Genomic DNA, 19,642 nt, shown 5'->3' on the forward strand with positions numbered 1-19,642 from the left:
ATCACAAATGAATGGCATAATCATGAAAGAGGGCTTCCTATTAAATGATGGAGGAACATTGATATATCAATGGTTAACCGGTTTTTTAGTAGGGTTGTCACCAGATTGTCGATTTCTTGCTGAGTCATTTCATTTCATTCTAGGGCATTTTATACTATGATGATAATTGGTTTAAACAACACGATATGTGCAACTTTTACATCATGTTGATACATATTAAGTACATACAACAATTGGAGGTAAGATAATGAGTAACTTATTTGATGAGGTAAAATCACAGATTAACGGCAAAAATAAATCAATCGTATTTCCAGAAGGATTAGATGAGCGTGTTCTTACCGCTGCTAGTAAGCTAGGAACAGAGGGAGTACTGAACCCTATCGTTATTGGTGACAAGGATGCAGTACAACAAAAGGCTTCTGAATTAAATGTCGATTTAAGTGCAACAACTGTCCTTGACCCAAACAGCTATGAAAAATTTGACGATATGGTACAGGCTTTTGTCGAACGTCGAAAAGGGAAGGCAACAGAAGAAGATGCTCGAAAAATGTTAGTGGATGAAAATTACTTTGGTACGATGTTAGTGTACATGAATGAAGCAGATGGTCTTGTAAGTGGTGCGGCCCATTCAACAGCAGACACGGTACGACCAGCACTACAAATCATTAAAACAAAAGAAGGCGTGAAGAAAACGTCAGGTGTATTTATCATGGTTCGTGGTGATGAAAAATATGTGTTTGCTGATTGTGCTATCAATATCACACCAGATAGTAATGATCTAGCAGAAATCGCTGTGGAGTCTGCAGTAACAGCTAAATTATTCGGGGTGGATCCTAAAGTAGCAATGCTAAGCTTTTCTACAAAAGGCTCTGCGAAGTCACCAGAAACGGAAAAAGTGGTGGAAGCATTACAGATTGCTAAGGAAAAAGATCCTTCTCTTGTAATTGATGGCGAATTCCAATTTGATGCAGCATTTGTTCCAAGTGTTGCAGCGAAAAAGGCACCAGATGCAGTTATTCAAGGGGATGCGAACGTATTTGTTTTCCCAAGTTTAGAAGCTGGAAATATTGGCTATAAAATTGCCCAACGCTTAGGTGGATTTGAAGCAGTTGGTCCAATCCTACAAGGGTTAAATAAGCCTGTAAATGACTTGTCACGTGGATGTAGTGCAGAGGATGTTTATAATCTTGCATTAATCACCGCTGCTCAAGCATTGTAATAAGAGAAAAGCCTGTTATAGAAAAAATCTATTGCAGGCTTTTTCTTATGTTATAATGGTTCAAAATATTAAGACAGGGGCTGAGGGGAATGGATAAGCATTTATTTCTTTTCGGTGGTGGTTCACCTTTTACTGCTATTTTTGCCAAGGAATTTATGGAATTGACTTCACCTGGGCCAATAGCAATCCTTTTTATAGATGGTGGGGAACCTATCATTCACCGCTATACGGATCGATTATCCAATTTCAGTCAAGCGGAATATTCCAATGTACCTTTACCATCTACACCAGTGGAAGAGGCGATTAGCATCATCAAAGGTAGTAATGGAATCATTATTTGTGGCGGAGATACGGCTAAATACGCGGATTGTATTGTAGATACGGAAATAGCAGATGCCGTACGAAATGCTTATGAGAAGGGGATTCCTGTTGCGGGATTTTCTGCAGGTGCATTAATTAGTCCGGAATTATGTGTGATTTCCGCACGGGATGGTGGCTGGGATCACTATCAGAAACGAACTGGACTAGGATTAATTAAAGACACATTAATTGCGGTGCACTTCACACAGTGGAATGAGCAGGAGCATCTCACACAGTTGACAAGGGATATACATTCAGCCCACAACTATGGTATTGATGAGCAAACGGGAATATATTTTAAAAATGGAAATCTGCAGGCATTTGATGGTGGTCATGTCTATACAATGGAAAAAGGAAGCTTAATTCAACTCCATTAAGCTTCCTCTTGCATTTTTACTATTTTCTCATTCCGCTTTACCATCTGTTTATATCGGTTGGAAAATTCATCCAGCTCATCTTCGGAAAATGGTATTTCGACGACTTCTCCTAATTCTTGCAAAGTGGCTAAAACGCGTCCAATCATGTCGGGAACTGTCAAGTGTTGTCCGGTAAGGTTCGACAAAGATTCCATAACGTTTGGATTAACAGTTGGATAGGTAAATTTCGTTTCTTCCCCTTTTAAGCTAATATCATAAAATTGTCGAATCAGAGTTGCACGCTCATGGCTATTTCCCTCAATATCTAAATAAATCTGGATAGCGGCACCATCACGGACTCTGCGTTGCGAAATTCCGGCAAATTTTTTCCCATTAATACTTAAATCATAGTCACCAGGACAATAGGATTCGACAATTTCATAGGCCTCAATTTCATTTGTGATATCACGGAGCATGTATTGAATAAAGCTAACCATGGCTTCGTAACATTCATGAATCGACAGATGTTTTACCCCTGGCAGTACAAGGGATAAATTTAGAACGCCTTCATCGAGTGCAACAGCTAGCCCCCCAGAATTTCGTACGATAACTTGATAGCCATGACTTCTTAATAGCTTTACCCCTTCATCTACATAAGGTAAACGTGCATCTGGAATTCCAAGTACAATCGTTTTGGGGTGGACCCATAGTCTCATGCTGGGAGGTGACTTTGCCAAGCTTACAGAGGTCGCAAGGGCATCATCAATTGCAAAGGACGTTAATGCGGTATTCGACACGTTATGAAAATATTTTTCTTTCGTATGATCAATGTAGCGGAATGTCGTATGATGTATGATTTCTTGCCAATTTTTCATGTTGTTCTCCTTTACCATTTCAGAAAAATGTCTTTTTTCGCCTGAGTATCTATTATATAATGATAACAAAATCGTCGAATAGAAACGAGTTGAAACACTGTGGCCTACAAAGATGAAAAACTGCATGAAGAAAAGGTGTTTAAAGATCCGGTACATCGATATGTCCATGTTCGTGATCGAGTGATCTGGGATTTAATTGCAACACCTGAATTCCAACGCCTTCGTAGAATAAAACAATTAGGAACAACCAATATTACGTTTCATGGGGCAGAACATAGCCGCTTTAATCATTCATTAGGTGTTTATGAAATTGTCCGGCGTATTATAGAAAATTTTCAGGACCGACCACATTGGAATAATGATCAGCGTCTATTATGTATGGCTGCGGCATTATTACATGATTTAGGACATGGTCCATTTTCTCACTCCTTTGAAAAGGTGTTTAAGCTGGACCATGAATACTTTACACAGGCTATCATTCTCGGAGATACAGGTGTGAATAGAGTGCTAGAACGTGTTAGTCCTGGTTTTGCTCAGGAGGTAGCGGATGTAATAGGTAAAACACATACGAATAAATTAGTTGTTAGCTTAATATCTAGCCAAATTGATGCCGATAGAATGGATTACCTGCAGCGTGATGCCTATTTTACTGGGGTAAGCTACGGCCATTTTGACATGGAGCGTATTTTGCGTGTCATGCGCCCGATGGAAGACCAAGTCGTGATTAAATCTTCTGGGATGCATGCTGTGGAAGATTATATTATGAGTCGTTATCAAATGTACTGGCAAGTGTACTTCCACCCTGTAACAAGAAGTGCAGAGGTCATTTTAACTAAGATATTACATCGTGCAAAGCATTTATATGAATCAGATTATAATTTTACCCTACAACCGACCCATTTCCTGTCCTTTTTCGCAGGGGATGTTTCATTGGATGAATATTTAAAGCTAGATGAGTCTATTGTTCATTATTACTTCCAGCTATGGCAACAGGAAGAAGATGAAATACTAAGCGATCTATGCGAGCGATTCATGAATAGACGCTTATTTAAGTACGTAGAATTTAATCCTAATAAACAGGTTGCTGATTTATTACGTTTAATCGAGCTTTTTAAAGAAGCAGGGATTAATCCAGATTACTATCTTGTCATGGATTCTTCATCGGATTTACCATATGACTTTTATCGTCCAGGTGAAGAAGAAGAGAGACTTCCGATTCACCTGTTGATGCCAAATGGATCATTTAAGGAGCTTTCAAGACAGTCAGATATCGTAGAATCCATCTCAGGTAAAAAAAGAACGGATCATAAATTATATTTCCCTAAAGACTTTTTATATGCAATCAAAGATGAAAAAATCGTACAAGAAATCACAGGAATTCTATATAGCAAGGAGATGGAATAAATGCTAGATAATCATGCAAAGCTAATGCAGTTTTTTTCTGAGGCAAAGCAAGTGACCGGTAGAAAAAAACTGCAAAAAATGGTCTATATTCTACAATCATTTGGTATTCCTTTTGAGGAAAAATTCCAATTTCACTTTTACGGTCCTTATTCGGAAGAGCTCTCATTACGAATGGAGGAGTTATGTAATTTAGGTTTTATCAATGAAGAAAAAGAAGTGAAAAGCAATTATTTTCAATATCACTATACGTTAACGGATGATGGTGTTGCGTTTTTAAGCCAATACAGTGTGGACATGCCAAATTGTTCTGAAAGCATTGAGCTACTAAAAGGAAAAACCTCTCGTTTTCTAGAACTAGTGTCTACAATGCTATATTTTAAAGATTTACCAAAGGATGAAGTGGAACTTAAAGTACATGCGGTAAAACCAAAACAAAAATATAGTGACGAAGAAATGGCGGATGCCTGGAAGTTAATTGACGAGTTAAATCGGAAGCTACAGTAACGATAGTCGTGAAATAAATAAGCAAGCTGTGCTACAATAGTGGATAAACAGTTTGTATAGGAGGTTTACGAATGAGCGGAGATAATAAAAACCGATTTACGATTATTAAAGATGATTCCAATGACGGGCATGGGGGCTATGGGGTAGGAGCAATTAGTTTAGAAAACATGTCATCCGTGATTGTTGACCCGAATGAAAACAAAGCCTATGTTGATATGGGTGCCATGCACGCTCGAAGTGATGTAGAACGCCGGGTGAAATTCCAACCAGATCGCACCAAAGTACCCGATGGAAAATTATATTGGATAGTATGGGTAAACGTCGACCGTAATGAAAACGGCCCTTACTATGCAGGAGTGGCAGGATGCGAAATTCTAGTTGATCGCCCAAACAAAATAGCATACAAATCCATGCCAGAGCATGTGAAGCATATGGAAAAATCACTTAAAGGCCATGTCATCGTCGACCATATGGATGAACAGTCTAGACATTTATTACGTGACTTCTTAAAAGAGTTTAAACCAGAATTCTGGGAAAACTCTACCGATGAATTAAAGCAAGCATTAGAATAGTAAGAAGAGGGGCTAGTAACGGAATTGTTATTAGTCCTTTTTTTAATGGAAGTATAAACGTAAAGTGTACTAGCTCCGGGTATCTAGGGACTAGCCCTCCGTAAGTTAAGGAACCACCAGCTTCCTCTAGTCGCCTTATGTCTTTTATTTCCTACGACTCAAACCATGCCGTCTAGGCTTTTCTTATCTTTACTGGAAAAAAATATTAAAAAAGTGAACAATTTGTGTCTGAAAAATGAATCTTTTAATAAAATCTTGTACTTTGCTTCAGAAATTTGTAAACTAATTAATACATGGGCTTACTCATGTATTACTAGGACAAAAAAGAAGCCGACACCTGCAAACTGGACACTTGCAGGATGTCGGCTTCTTTTTTGTTTGGTGGGAGTGGGGTGGAGGATGTGCCTGATTGGGGAGGAGATGGTCCCAAAGTGGGAGAACATGCGCCCGATTGGGGAGGAGATGAGCCCAAAACCGGTTCACATGAGCCCGATTGGGGAGGAGATGGTCCCGAAACAGGTTCACATGAGCCCGAGTGAGAAGGAGATGGTCCCAAAACCGGAGGACATACGCCCGATTGGGAGAGAGATGAGCCCAAAACCGGTTCACATGAGCCCGATTGGGGAGGAGATGGTCCCAAAGCGGGAGCACATGAGCCCGATTGGGAAGGAGATGGTCCCAAAGCCGGAGCAAATTAGCCCGAGTAGGAGAGAGATGAGCCCAAAACCGGTTCACATGAGCCCGATTGGGGAGGAGATGGTCCCAATGCGGGTTCATATGATCCCGATTGGGGAGGAGATGCGCCCAAAACCAGAATACATGAGCCCGAACAGGGATCACATAAGCCCAAAAGAGAGAAAGATGCGCCCAACTCCAAATCACATGAGCCCAAAAGAGAAAAAGATGCGCCCAACTCCAAACCACATAAGCCCAAAAGGAAGAAAGATAAACCCAAATCCACCTCCCATGAGCACAAAAGAAAAAAGCATGCGCCCTAACCTTCATTCAGCACATGCTCCACTCCAATGCAACGCGACCCAACCCCTAACCCCCACTAACCTCAATCAAAAAACACTTCAAACCAACGTCGGAATAGTCCTTTCTCTTTATCATCTTGCTCTATTTCATCGCCATAAAAATGTTCATTACAATAAAACTCTGGTTCGGTACCTTTTTCAAAGAACATGACGGTACTGGTTGGGCAATGTGGTGTTGCACGCAGTCCGGTAGTTGGGTCAACTGGTACGGCAACTAGTCCATCTGGGGCTTCGAAGTGCTCCTCTGGGATATCTTGATGAGCTTGCTCCATAAAGGTGCTCCATATTTCTTTGGAATAGGAGCGTTCTGGTACGGAGGTTATGCTTCGGTTATCATCATAGCCAGTCCAAATGCCAGCTACAAGGGATGGGCTGAATCCAATCATCCAACTGTCTGAATCGGTAGAACCAGTTTTGCCAGCGTAGGTGCGGGTTAGATTATCCACTATAGAAGAACCAGTAACGGACATATAGCCATTAAGCGACTCATCGAAAGTACCAGTCATTAGCTGTGTTAAGATGAAGGCTTTTTGTGGATCTAACACTGGATTTTTCCTGCTTTCATCGCGTTTATAGACAGTTCTTCCTTCCCGGTCAACAATCTTTTCAATAGTATGGCCATCAATCGAGTAGCCACCGTTAGCAAGCATGGCATAACCAGAAACCATTTCCTCGACTGAAACAGTTGCGGTACCGAGTGCTAAGGAAGGCACAGATGGTAACTTACTAGTAATTCCAAATTTCCTAGCTGTGTCAATAAGCGTTTCTACTCCTAAATACATATTTGTCTTTACAGCGTAAATATTATCGGACAAGGCAAGAGCTTGGGCTAACGTAATTGGTTCATTCGCATAATATCCGTTAAAATTGCTTGGTTGATAAACTTGTCCATCATCAATTTCAAAAGTAGTCGGTTTACTCATTAGCATTGTCGTTGCCGTATAACCATGTTCTAAGGCTGCATAATATAAGAACGGCTTAAATGTAGAACCTGGCATCCGCTTGGCTTGTATCGCACGGTTAAATGGGCTTTTTTCATAGCTACGGCCACCAACCAATGCACGAATCGCCCCGTTATGGGGATCCACTACTACCCCACCGACCTCTATTTTGCTTGAATCCTGAATCGTTTGGACAATACTTTCTTCCAATTGCTTCTGTAGATTAATATCTAATGTTGTGTAAATTTGATACCCGCCAGACCGAACGGATTCTTGGTCAATATCTAGAAGTTCCGTAGCCTCTGTTAGCACGGTGTCTTGAAAATAGGGACCAATGCTAAGCTGTTTTCTTTCGGATGGGTCCGTAAATACGAGCTGCTCACTTTTGGCTGAAAAATATTCTTCTTCTGAGATTATATCTTTTTGCTGCATAATGGCTAGTATTTGCTGCTGCCTGTTTGTTGCTCTTTCTAAATCATTTTGAGGCGAATAGTATGTCGGTCCTTTAGGAATTCCGGCAAGCATAGCAGCCTCCGCGATCGTCAAATCACTAGCTTCTTTATTGAAAAAGTAATGACTTGCTGCTTCAATTCCATAGGCACCATGACCATAGTAAACCGTATTCAAATATCCTTCCAAAATTTCTTCCTTCGAGTAAAACATTTCTAGTCTTAATGTATAAAATGCCTCTTTCAGCTTTCTTGTCCATGTTTTTTCATGTGAAAGATAAAGATTGCGTGCATATTGCTGGGTTAGTGTACTCGCCCCCTCTTTTAAAGACATGGTTTTGATATCCTTTAATATTGCTCCTAGGATACGCTTTATATCAAAGCCGTTATGTTTATAGAAGCGCTGGTCCTCAATCATTAATGTCGCATCAATCAAATTGGGGGATATATTTTCCAAATCGACCCAAGAACGGTTCTCTACACCATGCTCTTCACCAATCATTTCACCATTAGCACTATAGTAAATTGTCCTTTGATCATTTAACAGACTAGGCGGACCTAGTAAAAAGGCGATAAGATATAGAAGTAGAATTCCTGAGACAAAGAATAACGTGATTCCGATAGTCATTTTCAATACAATACGTCTGAGTTTTTTGGCTAGAATGGTTTTCTTCATATCCTAATCTCCATTTGTTTTGTCGTATATTGTCAATTATTATCATTATGGGAAAACAGACTAGGAAATAAACTTCTGATTATATATATTGAAATACGACTTAGATTGTCGCTATAATAGTAAAATATGAGCAAATAATAGGAGCGACAAAATGAAAAACCAAGTAACCATTCATTTACATACGGTAATTGAGGATAATGGTCTGAAAGAAACAAGCACCGTGAAGCAGATTGGTAACTTTTATCAGAAGAATAATATGGACGTATTAGCTTTTGAGGAAAAGGTGGAAGGGGATCACGCGATAAAGAGTATGATTACCATTCAACCAGGAAAAGTGAATATTAAACGGTCTGGACTCGTTTCAATGAATCAGCAGTTTCGCTCGGAGAAAGTGACGGAGAATGTGTATAACCACCCACATGGTCACATTCACATGGAAACTTTTACAAAATCAATTGATTACCAAGCACTAAGTGGCGAGCAAGCAGGTCATTTAAAAGTGGAATATACCGTAAAACTGAACGGACAAGATGAACGTAATCATACGCTTACACTCACGTTTAACAAGGAGGAAGAAGAATGAACGTCTTAGCACAAACGGAAACAAATTTAAAAGAACAAATACGTGCTGCCGTATTAAAAGCAGAATTAGCACAAGAAACGGAAATCCCAGATGTCGTATTAGAAAAACCAAAAGATAAATCCCATGGTGACTTCGCTACGAATATTGCCATGCAACTGGCACGTGTTGCCAAAAAAGCACCTAGGCAAATTGCTGAAGCTATCGTAGCTAATTTAGACGCTTCAAAAGCATCAGTAGAAAAGGTCGATATTGCAGGACCTGGATTTATTAACTTCTTCATGAAAAATGATTTCTTAACCGATTTAATTCCAACCATTTTAGAGGCTGGAGAAGCCTATGGAAAAACAGAGCATGGAAAAGGGACAAAAGTTCAAGTGGAATTTGTTTCGGTAAATCCGACAGGAAATCTTCACCTAGGCCATGCTCGTGGGGCAGCCTTTGGAGATGTATTATGTAATGTCCTTAGTGCAGCAGGATATGAAGTAGAACGAGAATATTATATTAATGATGCAGGTAACCAAATTGATAATCTAGCTCTATCTGTCAATGCACGTTATTTACAAGCATTAGGTAAGGATGTCGCAATGCCTGAGGACGGGTACCATGGTCAGGACATTGTAGCAATAGGGAAGCAATTGGCTGAGGAGCACGGAGAAGAATGGGCGAATAAATTGGAGGAAGAGCGCTTAGCATTCTTTAAAGAGTTTGGTTTAGAGCATACACTTGGGAAAATAAAAACAGATTTAGCAGACTTCGGAGTTGAGTTTGATAATTGGTTCTCAGAAAGAAGTCTATACAAAAATGACGAGATTACCGATGTATTAGCGAAATTGAAGGATAGTGGCTATATCTATGAACAAGACGGTGCTACTTGGTTCCGTTCGACTGATTTCGGTGATGACAAAGACCGTGTATTAGTGAAAAATGACGGAGCATTTACGTACTTAACACCAGACATTGCATATCATCAAAATAAGTTAAACCGTGGCTTTGACAAGCTAATCAATGTTTGGGGTGCTGATCACCATGGCTATATCCCTAGAATGAAGGCGGCAATTGAAGCATTAGGCTATGATCCAGAACGCTTAGATGTAAAAATCATTCAAATGGTAAATCTTTTTGATGGTGGAGAAAAGCTACGTATGAGTAAGCGTACAGGAAATGCTGTTTCACTTAGAGAATTAATGGATGAGGTTGGAGTGGACGCGGTACGTTATTTCTTTGTGGCACGTTCAAACGATTCTCAGCTTGATTTCGATGTGGAGCTTGCTCGTTCCCAATCCAATGATAACCCGGTATACTATGTACAGTACGCACATGCTCGTATTTGCACGATGCTAAAGCAAGCAGAAGCAAAAGGGATAGAGGTTAAGCAATCATTCGATTCTTCTTTATTAACCTCTGAGAAAGAGCTTGATTTGTTGAAGAAGATAGGAGAATTCCCTCAAGTTATTGTGGATGCTGCTGAAAAGCATACACCACAGAAAATTACGCAATATGTATTTGAATTAGCATCCTTGCTGCACAGCTTTTATAATGCAGAGAAAGTATTAGATACCGAAAATATCGAGTTAACCAATGCAAGACTTGCGTTAATGAAAGCAGTCCGTACTACCATTGCAAATGGGCTAAACTTAATTGGAGTAACCGCACCTGAGAAGATGTAAATGACTTTTAAATAGAAGAGGTTAAAACCTGGGGAATTCCCAGGTTTTTTCTATGTTAGGGCGAGGATATTTCTTTGTTTCTAGAAATAACGAATGTTTTTTGAAAAAGGCTTGCGATTCAGATTTAACCCCGTTAATCCAATCATCCTCATGCAAAGCTACTTTCCCCAGCCAAAACCGGATTTCCCCATAAAACACAATACACCTACAGAAGATACGATAACTAAAATGCTATACACAATTTCCATGGATAACCTCCTGAAATTTGTTCTATTATTATCTTAATTTTTCGATAAATGGAAGTGAGTTCCAGTTTCTTCACGAGAATGGATTCTTTTTAATTCTTAATAGGCTTAAATATGTTCTTCTTCAATAACGTTTTCCAAGAATTTCTAGTCTAGTGGTAAACAAAGTTCATTTCGATAAAAATAGGTTGACTGAATAGTCATTCATAATTTATAGTGGTAGAAGAAGCACTCTTTTTTATTTTCGGAAAAATGGAATCGCTATCATTCTGTTTCATCGTACCATGTATTAGTAAATTTAAGCAATAGGACGTTTGTTATGAAAACTAAGGGCTGAGCCGACTAGCAGAAGATAAAGAAAACACGATGGGTGAGGGGAGCCGGTGTTAGCTAATCTAATCGTGAGTTGGCGGAAGTCTGTTATGGTATGATGCGTCCGGATGAAGCAATCTTTGATGTTTAATTTCTATTTTAAAAGAAGACCTAGAAACAGTCAGGAGGAGCAGCTGATGGAGACATTTTTGTTCATTAATACGCTATTATTTTCAGCTATCACACTGTATGCATTTTACTTATTTGGTAGAGTAATAGCAACTCGAGTAGCCTACATTAGATTAGGTAAAAAGTCAGAATTCGATGGGGACATGAAGGAGCGAATAAGTCGGATTATCACGATAGTATTTGGTCAATCGAAGCTATTAAAAGATAAAAAGTCCGGTGCTATTCACGTCATGATGTTTTACGGTTTTATTCTAGTGCAATTTGGAGCTATCGACTTTATTGTAAAAGGGATATCACCAGGTAATCATCTCCCATTTGGATTTTTATATCCCGGATTTACCTTCTTCCAGGAAATCGTAACATTAACGATTTTAGTGGCTGTAATTTGGGCATTTTATCGTCGTTATATTGAGAAGCTAGTTCGACTAAAGCGTGGGCTGAAGGCTGGATTAGTATTAATTTTTATCGGGACATTAATGCTATCGGTATTATTTGGAAATGGAATGGCATTAATTTGGCACGGGGAATCAGCTACATGGACCGAGCCTGTTGCAAGTTTATTTGCCACCATCTTTGGCTTCTTATCTCCTCAAGCAGCCATGGTTATGTTCTTTATAGCATGGTGGATTCATAATTTGACTTTATTAACGTTCCTAGTATATGTACCGCAGTCTAAGCATGCACATTTAATAGCGGCACCGATTAATGTGTTTTTTAGTAAACATGTACCTGGAAAATTGAAAAAGCTAGACTTTGAGATTGATGAAGAAAGTGAAGAAGAAGTATCCTTTGGAGTAGGGAAGGTTGAAGATTTTGAGCAAGTACAGATGATTGATTTCTATGCTTGTGTCGAATGTGGCCGCTGTACAGATGTTTGTCCTGCTTCTGGTACTGGGAAAATGCTTTCTCCAATGGACTTAATGGTTAAAATCCGTGATCACTTAACGGAAAAAGGAGCAGCAGTAACAGGCAAATCACCTTGGGTACCAGCATATGCCTTTTCTAGTACACAAGGTAACCAATTAGCGAAACGTGCTAACAATGAAGCAGCTGCAACATTTGAAAGTATGAGCTTAATCGGAGATGTCATTACAGAAGAAGAACTCAATGCATGTACAACTTGTCGTAACTGTGAAGAGGCATGTCCAGTAATGAATGAACATGTCGACAAAATAATTGATTTACGACGTTATCTTGTGATGACAGAAGGAAAAATGGATGCAGAAGTGCAACGTGCGGTAATGAATATCGAGCGTCAAGGAAACCCATGGGGACTATCGAAAAAGGACCGTATTAAATGGCGTGAAATGGATGAGTCCGCATACATTCCAACTATAAAAGAATTGAAAAAAGAAGGAAAAGAGTTTGAATACTTATTCTGGGTAAGCTCTATGGGCTCATTCGATGCACGTAGCCAGAAAATTGCTATTGCATTTGCCAAATTAATGAACCAAGCAGGGATTAGCTTTGCGATTCTAGGTAATAAAGAGGCGAATTCTGGGGATACGGCAAGACGGATTGGTAACGAATTCTTATTCCAAGAAATCGCAGAGAAGAATATTAAAGAATTTGAGAAAAATGAAGTGAAAAAAATCGTAACGATTGATCCACATGCCTATAATATTTTTAAAAATGAATATCCAGACTTTGGCTTTGAAGGGGAGGTATATCACCATACCCAATTACTATATGATTTAGTCATGGAAGGGAAGTTAAAGCCTACTAAACCGATAAACGAACGATTAACCTACCATGATTCTTGTTATCTAGGAAGGTATAACGGTGTCTATGATCCACCAAGAGAAATTTTACTTGCTATTCCAGGTTTGGAGCTTGTAGAAATGGATCGTAGTCGTGAAAACGGTATGTGCTGTGGTGCTGGTGGTGGCCTAATGTGGACAGAGGAAACAACTGGTAACCGAATTAATGTTGCAAGAACCGAGCAGGCTTTGGCTGTTGAACCAACAGTTATCTCTAGTGCTTGTCCGTATTGCTTAACGATGCTAAGTGACGGAACAAAGGCAAAAGAAGTGGAAGAAGATATTAGCACAATGGATGTAGCGGAAATTCTCGCATTATCTGTTTTAGTTGAAGAAGAAATAAAGACAGCGTAAGGTAAAAGAGGGGGGCGTTTTGCCCCTCTTTATCAGAATCAAACTTGAGCGAGCGTTCAATCGTAGAGATTTAAAGTATTACTAGATATAAGTTTAAGAGGAGGAAATGAAGATAATGAAGAAATCTGTAATAGTTTCTGGAGCTAGAACACCATTTGGTAAGTTCGGAGGGGCATTAAAATCATTAACAGCATCCGAGTTAGGTGGAAAAGCAATTGAAGCAGCATTGGAACGAGCAGGAGTAGATAGCTCAGCAGTAGGCGAAGTGATTATGGGGAATGTGCTACAAGGTGGGCAAGGACAGCTTCCTTCACGTCAAGCAGCACGTGCGGCTGGATTACCGTGGGAGGTAAAGACGGAAACGATTAACAAAGTATGTGCATCAGGCTTGCGCAGTGTCACACTGGCCGATATGCTCATCCGCCTTGGGGAAGAAGACATTGTCGTAGCAGGTGGTATGGAAAGCATGAGTAATGCCCCGTATATACTACCAGATGCACGCTGGGGCAACCGTATGGGAGATAAACGTGTAGTCGACATGATGGTTCACGACGGCCTAACCTGTTCCTTCACTGGAGTACACATGGGAACTTACGGAAACTCAACCGCCGATGAATTTAACCTTACACGTGAAGCACAAGATGAATGGGCATACCGTAGCCATATGCGTGCAGTAAAAGCAATCGAAGACGGCAAATTTGACGAGGAGATCGTCGCAGTTGAAATCCCACAACGAAAAGGCGATCCAGTACTAGTAGAAAAAGATGAAGCACCTAGAAAAGATACTAGTGTAGAAGCTTTAGCAAAATTAAGACCAGCATTTGATAAAGACGGGACAATTACAGCAGGGAATGCACCTGGAATTAATGATGGAGCAGCAGCATTCGTCATTATGTCTGATGAAAAGGCTTCGGAGCTTGGTAAGAAGCCATTAGCTACCATTTTAGGTCATGCCGAAGTAGCCGTAGAAGCAAAGGATTTCCCAAAAACTCCAGGAATTGTCATTAATCATTTACTAGAAAAAACAGGTTACACCAAGGATGATATTGCCCTTTATGAAATTAATGAAGCATTTTCAGCAGTATCCTTAGCAAGTAGTGTAATCGCCGATCTAGACCCTGAAAAAGTAAATGTCAATGGTGGGGCAGTTGCACTAGGCCATCCAATCGGTGCAAGCGGCTCCCGTATCATTCTAACCTTAATCCATGAACTAAAACGCCGTGGAGGAGGATTAGGTATTGCAGCTATCTGTAGTGGAGGTGGCCAAGGAGACGCCATATTAATAGAGGTTGCGGCAGAATAATAGGGCTAGATGTAAGTTTTATCGCTTATTAGCTTGGTTGCGAGCACGTCATGGCTAGGGAATCACGCGAGAAAGAAAGCATTTCGCACCCAATCCAGATTTCGCGCGGGAGGAGGAGAAAATCGCGCGACCTGGTATGGATATCGCGCGAGAGGGGGAAAAATTCGCGCGACCCATACTAAATATCGCGCGAGAGAGTAAGAATTTCGCGCGACAACTGAAATCTCGAGCGAAAAAGTCTAAACCTCGCGCGATTCAGGCCAGGTCCCGCGCGAAAAAAGAAAACGAGCACGCCCCTGGTTTAATTATCACGCAAGAGAAGAAGAATATCGCGCCCAATCCAGATTTCGCGCGAGAAAGTGAGAAACTCGCGCGACTAGGTATGGAAATGCGCGGGAGGGGAAGAAACTCGCGCGACCCAGTCTAAATATCGCGCGAGAGAGTAAGTATTTCGCGCCACAACGAAGATCCCGCGCGAAAAAGGCAACTCCTCGCGCGATTCAGCCCAAATCCCGCGCGAAAAAAGCCCTCCCTCGCGCGATTCAGCCCAAATCCCGCGCGAAATTAACACATATCCAACCAGAGCCCACGGCAAGTAGTCCAACACTAGTCAAAACCTTATAAAAGTAATAAAACCAACAAGCCAGAAAAGCTCTCAAATGCTATTAATCTACTTTTCTGACTTCAATAGAAAATTCAGGAGGTGCCAGTAATGAAAACGATTATGGTTATAGGAGCAGGACAGATGGGGTCGGGAATCGCTCAAGTCTTTGCTCAATCTGGTTTCGATGTATATTTAAATGATATGAATGAAGCTGCGTTAAATAAAGGAATGAACAATATAGAAAAGCTATTAACTCGTGCGGTTGAGAAGGGTCGTATGATAGATGATCAAATGGCGGAGACCTTAAGTAGACTTAAAGCCTCAACGAGCCTTGAAGATGCTTCAAATTGTGATGTAGTTATTGAAGCAGTTGTTGAAAATATGGACGTGAAAACAAGTGTGTTCAAACAGCTAGATGACCTAACGCCTGCACATACTATTCTTGCTTCGAATACATCATCCCTTCCTATTACAGAAATTGCAAGCGTTACCAAAAAACCAGAGAAGGTAATTGGTATGCATTTTATGAATCCGGTACCTGTTATGAAACTTGTAGAAATCATACGTGGATTACAAACGAGTAATGAGACATATCAAGCAATAGAGGAAATAACGCATAGCTTAAACAAGACACCAGTAGAGGTAAATGATTTTCCAGGCTTTGTGTCCAATCGTATTCTGATGCCGATGATTAATGAGGCGATTTACACGCTTTATGAAGGCGTGGCATCGGTTGAGGATATCGATACCGTGATGAAGCTAGGTATGAATCATCCGATGGGTCCGTTGCAATTGGCAGACTTTATTGGATTAGATACATGTCTGTATATTATGGAAGTGTTGCACGAAGGCTTTGGTGACAGTAAATACCGTCCATGCCCATTATTAAGGAAATATGTTAAGGCAGGATGGCTCGGTAAAAAATCGGGAAGAGGATTTTATCATTATGAGTAGCACGACATTAACTTCACCTCACAGGATAGGAGGGGGCCACATGCGTTTTCATTTTACTGAAGAACAGCAAATGATGCGTAAAATGGTTCAGGATTTTGCTCAGAAAGAAGTGCTTCCAGAAATAGAAAGAATGGAAAAGGAAAAACGGTTTCCAATGGAGCTTATTAGAAAAATGGGTGAATTAGGTATTATGGGAATTCCTATCCCAGAGGAATATCAAGGTTCTGGGATGGACTATACCTCCTATGTTATTGCAATCCATGAGCTATCGAAAGTAAGTGCAGCATTAGGTGTTATTTTATCCGTCCATACTTCTGTTGGAACGAATCCGATACTGTTTTTCGGGACAGAGGAACAGAAGAAGAAATATGTTCCAAAGCTTGCTACGGGTGAATATCTTGGTGCATTTGCATTAACAGAGCCACATGCCGGGTCAGATGCGAAAAATTTAAAAACGACTGCGAAACTGGATGGGGATTATTATGTTCTAAATGGCTCTAAAGTATTTATTACCAATGGCGGAGCAGCAGATATCTATATTACTTTTGCTCGAACGGCACCAGGTGCAAATGGTATTAGTGCCTTTATCGTAGAAAAAGACACGGAAGGCTTTATTATTGGGAAACAGGAAAAGAAAATGGGATTACATGGATCGAATACGGTCCAATTAATGTTTGAAGGCTGTCGTATTCCTAAGACACAGTTACTCGGAAGAGAAGGGGACGGCTTCAAGATTGCCATGGCTAACTTAAACAAAGGGAGAGTTGGCATCGCGGCACAAGCCTTAGGAATTGGCGAGGCGGCATTTGAATATGCTGCAAATTATGCGAAGGAGCGAGAGCAGTTTGGGAAACCGATTGCCAACAATCAAGGCATTTCATATAAGCTAGCAGACATGGCAACCAAATTGGAGGCTTGTAAACTATTAGTCTATCGCGCTGCATCGTTAATCGAGCAGGATATTCCATGTGCCAAAGAGGCCTCGATGGCTAAAATGTTTGCTTCAGATACCGCGATGCAAGTGGCAATAGAAGCGGTACAGATTTTTGGAGGATATGGTTATACCGAGGAATATCCAGTTGAACGGCTATTTCGAGATGCAAAAATCACCCAAATATACGAAGGAACAAACGAGATTCAGCATATGGTAATCGCTAATAATCTACTGAAATAGGGGGCAAGGAAGATGAATTTTCAACTAACTGAAGAACAAGAAATGCTACGTAAAATGGTACAGGATTTTGCAAGGAAAGAAGTCGAACCAACCTCAGCAGAGCGTGATGAAGAAGAACGGTTTGACCGGGAGATTTTTGATAAGATGGCGGAACTTGGTTTAACCGGAATTCCTTGGCCGGAAGCGTATGGTGGTATTGGTGCAGACTATGTCAGTTATGTCATTGCGGTAGAAGAATTATCTCGTGTATGTGCTTCTACTGGGGTTACATTATCCGCGCATCTTTCCCTGGCAAGCTGGCCGATTTATAAATATGGAAATGAAGAACAGAAGCTTAACTTCCTTTATCGTCTAGCTACAGGGGAAGCATTAGGGGCCTATGCATTATCAGAACCTGGTGCAGGTAGTGATGTTGCCTCTATGAGAACGACTGCGAAGTTAGATGGCGATCATTATGTTTTAAATGGAAGCAAAGTCTGGATTACCAATGGTGGTGTAGCTGATATTTATGTTGTATTTGCTAAGACAGATGTTGATGCACGCCATAAGGGAATCAGTGCCTTTATTGTAGAAAAAGGTACAGAAGGCTTCTCCTTTGGAAAAAAAGAAAAGAAGCTAGGAATTCGTTCCTCACCTACTACAGAATTAATATTTGAAAATTGCCGTGTGCCAAAGGAGAATCTTCTTGGTGAAGAGGGAGAAGGCTTTAAAATTGCCATGTCAACGCTAGATGGTGGGCGTAATGGAATAGCTGCACAAGCGGTTGGTATTGCTCAAGGGGCACTAGACGCTGCGACGAGCTATGCCAAGGAACGGGAACAGTTTGGTAAGCCGATTGCTCACAATCAAGGGATTTCATTCAAGCTAGCGGACATGGCAACGGAAATTGAAGCGGCTCGACTATTAACCTATCAAGCTGCTTGGTTGGAATCAGAAGGAAAACCATATGGTAAAGCATCAGCCATGTCGAAGCTGTTTGCCGGGGATGTGGCAATGAGAACAACAGTGGAAGCTGTTCAAATATATGGTGGATATGGTTATACAAAAGACTACCCAGTAGAGCGTTTTATGCGCGATGCCAAAATTACCCAAATCTATGAAGGAACACAGGAAATACAACGCCTTGTTATTGGTAGAATGGTAACGAAATAGAGAGGATGGTAGGAGGATGCACCAGTTAGTTGAACGAATTCAGGTGCAGGACATTCGTGCTCTAGCAAGAGCCATTACATTGGTAGAAAATAATCATGAAGATAAGCTGCAAATTATGCAAGATGCTTATCAGATCAAGAAAAATGGGATGTATATCGGACTAACTGGTTCACCTGGTGCCGGAAAAAGCTCACTAGTAAATCGTTTAATCTCTCATATCCGACAAGAAGGAAAAACCGTCGCTGTTATCGCTGTGGATCCTACTAGCCCCTTTAGTGGAGGGGCACTACTAGGGGACAGGGTCCGGATGAATGAGCATTTTATTGATGATGGGGTTTTTATCAGGAGTATGGCAACACGTGGAAGCCTTGGTGGGCTTGCTCGTGCAACAAAGGATGCTTTAAGACTTTGTGATGCGTTTGGCTTTGATGTCATTATGGTCGAAACCGTTGGAGTTGGGCAATCCGAGCTTGATATTATGAAAATCGTCGATACGACCGCTCTCGTTCTAACACCCAATAGTGGTGATGTCCTGCAAATATTTAAAGCCGGTATTATGGAGATAGCCGATTTGTTTATTATTAATAAGGCAGATTTACCAGGAGTTGGTAAGCTGAGAGCGTTATTAAGAGAGTTAGTCCATATTACCAAATCCGCTGAACATCAAACACCAATTGTCAAGACCATCACCACGGAAAATCAAGGGATTGATACGTTATGGGAAAAGCTGAAAGAACATCATGACTATTTATATCGCACGACAGAAGGGGAAAAGCGAAGAGAAGAAAGACACCAGCTAGAAGTCCTGGAACTGATTCGAGATGAAATTTGGCGCGATGTATACCAATTTGTCCAAGTTCAACCTGAATTTAATCGTAAGCTAGTAAATAGTGATCCTTATAAGCAAGCAATGGATTGGTACTACAAGTGGAAAAAAGAAGGGAGATAGCTC

The 19,642-nt window shown here is 40.7% G+C and carries 15 protein-coding genes; 13 read left to right on the plus strand and 2 right to left on the minus strand.

Features of this window, described 5'->3' with window-relative positions; translation table 11 throughout:
* The first annotated feature begins 247 nt into the window (after window positions 1–247).
* A complete protein-coding gene (pta, locus tag MKY78_RS12515) occupies window positions 248–1,219 on the plus strand; it encodes a phosphate acetyltransferase (protein WP_339213084.1) in 972 nt (323 codons plus the stop codon).
* A gap of 89 nt (window positions 1,220–1,308) precedes the next feature.
* Window positions 1,309–1,956 carry a Type 1 glutamine amidotransferase-like domain-containing protein gene (locus tag MKY78_RS12520; protein ID WP_339213086.1) on the plus strand — a complete coding sequence of 216 codons (648 nt, stop codon included), beginning with the start codon at window positions 1,309–1,311 and terminating at the stop codon, window positions 1,954–1,956.
* Here MKY78_RS12520 and MKY78_RS12525 read toward each other — a convergent pair.
* Window positions 1,953–2,810: a lipoate--protein ligase family protein gene (locus tag MKY78_RS12525; RefSeq protein ID WP_339213088.1), complete on the minus strand. Its 858-nt coding sequence runs from the start codon at window positions 2,808–2,810 to the stop codon at window positions 1,953–1,955. The genes MKY78_RS12520 and MKY78_RS12525 overlap by 4 nt on opposite strands.
* A 99-nt stretch (window positions 2,811–2,909) precedes the next feature.
* On the opposite strand from MKY78_RS12525, the gene MKY78_RS12530 reads away from it, so the two are divergent.
* From MKY78_RS12530 to MKY78_RS12540, 3 genes are all read left to right on the plus strand, one after another.
* Window positions 2,910–4,214, plus strand: a complete 1,305-nt coding sequence (locus MKY78_RS12530) for an HD domain-containing protein (RefSeq protein WP_186868292.1) — start codon at window positions 2,910–2,912, stop codon at window positions 4,212–4,214.
* Window positions 4,215–4,718, plus strand: coding sequence for a YwgA family protein (locus MKY78_RS12535; protein WP_339213091.1), 504 nt, complete (start codon window positions 4,215–4,217; stop codon window positions 4,716–4,718).
* 71 nt (window positions 4,719–4,789) lie between these two features.
* The gene (locus MKY78_RS12540) at window positions 4,790–5,290 is read left to right on the plus strand and encodes a YwhD family protein (RefSeq protein ID WP_186868294.1); all 501 of its coding nucleotides are present in this window, start codon (window positions 4,790–4,792) and stop codon (window positions 5,288–5,290) included.
* Between the two features lie 1,060 nt (window positions 5,291–6,350).
* On the opposite strand, the gene MKY78_RS12545 is transcribed toward MKY78_RS12540, so the two are convergent.
* On the minus strand, window positions 6,351–8,393 hold the full coding sequence (locus MKY78_RS12545; RefSeq protein WP_339213092.1) for a transglycosylase domain-containing protein: 2,043 nt from the start codon (window positions 8,391–8,393) through the stop codon (window positions 6,351–6,353).
* 151 nt (window positions 8,394–8,544) lie between these two features.
* Here MKY78_RS12545 and MKY78_RS12550 point away from each other — a divergent pair, with 151 nt between their 5' ends.
* The 8 genes from MKY78_RS12550 to meaB all read left to right on the plus strand — a co-directional run bounded on the left by MKY78_RS12550 (window position 8,545) and on the right by meaB (window position 19,639).
* Complete coding sequence (locus MKY78_RS12550; RefSeq protein ID WP_211741120.1) at window positions 8,545–8,976, plus strand: DUF1934 domain-containing protein; 432 nt, start codon at window positions 8,545–8,547, stop codon at window positions 8,974–8,976.
* Window positions 8,973–10,643 (plus strand): arginine--tRNA ligase, encoded by a 1,671-nt coding sequence (gene argS, locus MKY78_RS12555; RefSeq protein WP_339213093.1) that lies wholly within the window; start codon window positions 8,973–8,975, stop codon window positions 10,641–10,643. Before MKY78_RS12550 ends, argS begins: the two co-directional genes overlap by 4 nt.
* Before the next feature lie 754 nt (window positions 10,644–11,397).
* Entirely contained in the window at window positions 11,398–13,503 is a 2,106-nt protein-coding gene (locus MKY78_RS12560) for a (Fe-S)-binding protein (RefSeq protein WP_339213094.1), read from the plus strand.
* A gap of 115 nt (window positions 13,504–13,618) precedes the next feature.
* Entirely contained in the window at window positions 13,619–14,806 is a 1,188-nt protein-coding gene (locus tag MKY78_RS12565) for an acetyl-CoA C-acetyltransferase (RefSeq protein ID WP_339213096.1), read from the plus strand.
* Window positions 14,807–15,518: 712 nt separating this feature from the next.
* A complete protein-coding gene (locus tag MKY78_RS12570; RefSeq protein WP_339213098.1) occupies window positions 15,519–16,364 on the plus strand; it encodes a 3-hydroxybutyryl-CoA dehydrogenase in 846 nt (281 codons plus the stop codon).
* 40 nt (window positions 16,365–16,404) lie between these two features.
* Complete coding sequence (locus MKY78_RS12575; protein ID WP_339213099.1) at window positions 16,405–17,538, plus strand: acyl-CoA dehydrogenase; 1,134 nt, start codon at window positions 16,405–16,407, stop codon at window positions 17,536–17,538.
* Between the two features lie 12 nt (window positions 17,539–17,550).
* Window positions 17,551–18,690: an acyl-CoA dehydrogenase gene (locus MKY78_RS12580; protein ID WP_339213101.1), complete on the plus strand. Its 1,140-nt coding sequence runs from the start codon at window positions 17,551–17,553 to the stop codon at window positions 18,688–18,690.
* Window positions 18,691–18,706: 16 nt separating this feature from the next.
* Window positions 18,707–19,639, plus strand: coding sequence for a methylmalonyl Co-A mutase-associated GTPase MeaB (gene meaB / locus MKY78_RS12585; protein ID WP_339213102.1), 933 nt, complete (start codon window positions 18,707–18,709; stop codon window positions 19,637–19,639).
* Window positions 19,640–19,642 lie beyond the last annotated feature (3 nt).

The sequence above is a fragment of the Ornithinibacillus sp. FSL M8-0202 genome, from assembly GCF_037975285.1.
Taxonomy (GTDB): Bacteria; Bacillota; Bacilli; order Bacillales; family Amphibacillaceae; genus Ornithinibacillus; species Ornithinibacillus massiliensis.

Coding starts and splice junctions, on each gene's coding strand:
- MKY78_RS12565 (WP_339213096.1), top strand. CDS start 13,619: ATGAAGAAATCTGTAATAGTTTCTGGAGCTAGAACACCATTTGGTAAG.
- pta (WP_339213084.1), top strand. CDS start 248: ATGAGTAACTTATTTGATGAGGTAAAATCACAGATTAACGGCAAAAAT.
- MKY78_RS12535 (WP_339213091.1), top strand. CDS start 4,215: ATGCTAGATAATCATGCAAAGCTAATGCAGTTTTTTTCTGAGGCAAAG.
- meaB (WP_339213102.1), top strand. CDS start 18,707: ATGCACCAGTTAGTTGAACGAATTCAGGTGCAGGACATTCGTGCTCTA.
- MKY78_RS12540 (WP_186868294.1), top strand. CDS start 4,790: ATGAGCGGAGATAATAAAAACCGATTTACGATTATTAAAGATGATTCC.
- MKY78_RS12520 (WP_339213086.1), top strand. CDS start 1,309: ATGGATAAGCATTTATTTCTTTTCGGTGGTGGTTCACCTTTTACTGCT.
- MKY78_RS12570 (WP_339213098.1), top strand. CDS start 15,519: ATGAAAACGATTATGGTTATAGGAGCAGGACAGATGGGGTCGGGAATC.
- MKY78_RS12560 (WP_339213094.1), top strand. CDS start 11,398: ATGGAGACATTTTTGTTCATTAATACGCTATTATTTTCAGCTATCACA.
- MKY78_RS12525 (WP_339213088.1), bottom strand. CDS start 2,810: ATGAAAAATTGGCAAGAAATCATACATCATACGACATTCCGCTACATT.
- argS (WP_339213093.1), top strand. CDS start 8,973: ATGAACGTCTTAGCACAAACGGAAACAAATTTAAAAGAACAAATACGT.
- MKY78_RS12545 (WP_339213092.1), bottom strand. CDS start 8,393: ATGAAGAAAACCATTCTAGCCAAAAAACTCAGACGTATTGTATTGAAA.
- MKY78_RS12550 (WP_211741120.1), top strand. CDS start 8,545: ATGAAAAACCAAGTAACCATTCATTTACATACGGTAATTGAGGATAAT.
- MKY78_RS12580 (WP_339213101.1), top strand. CDS start 17,551: ATGAATTTTCAACTAACTGAAGAACAAGAAATGCTACGTAAAATGGTA.
- MKY78_RS12575 (WP_339213099.1), top strand. CDS start 16,405: ATGCGTTTTCATTTTACTGAAGAACAGCAAATGATGCGTAAAATGGTT.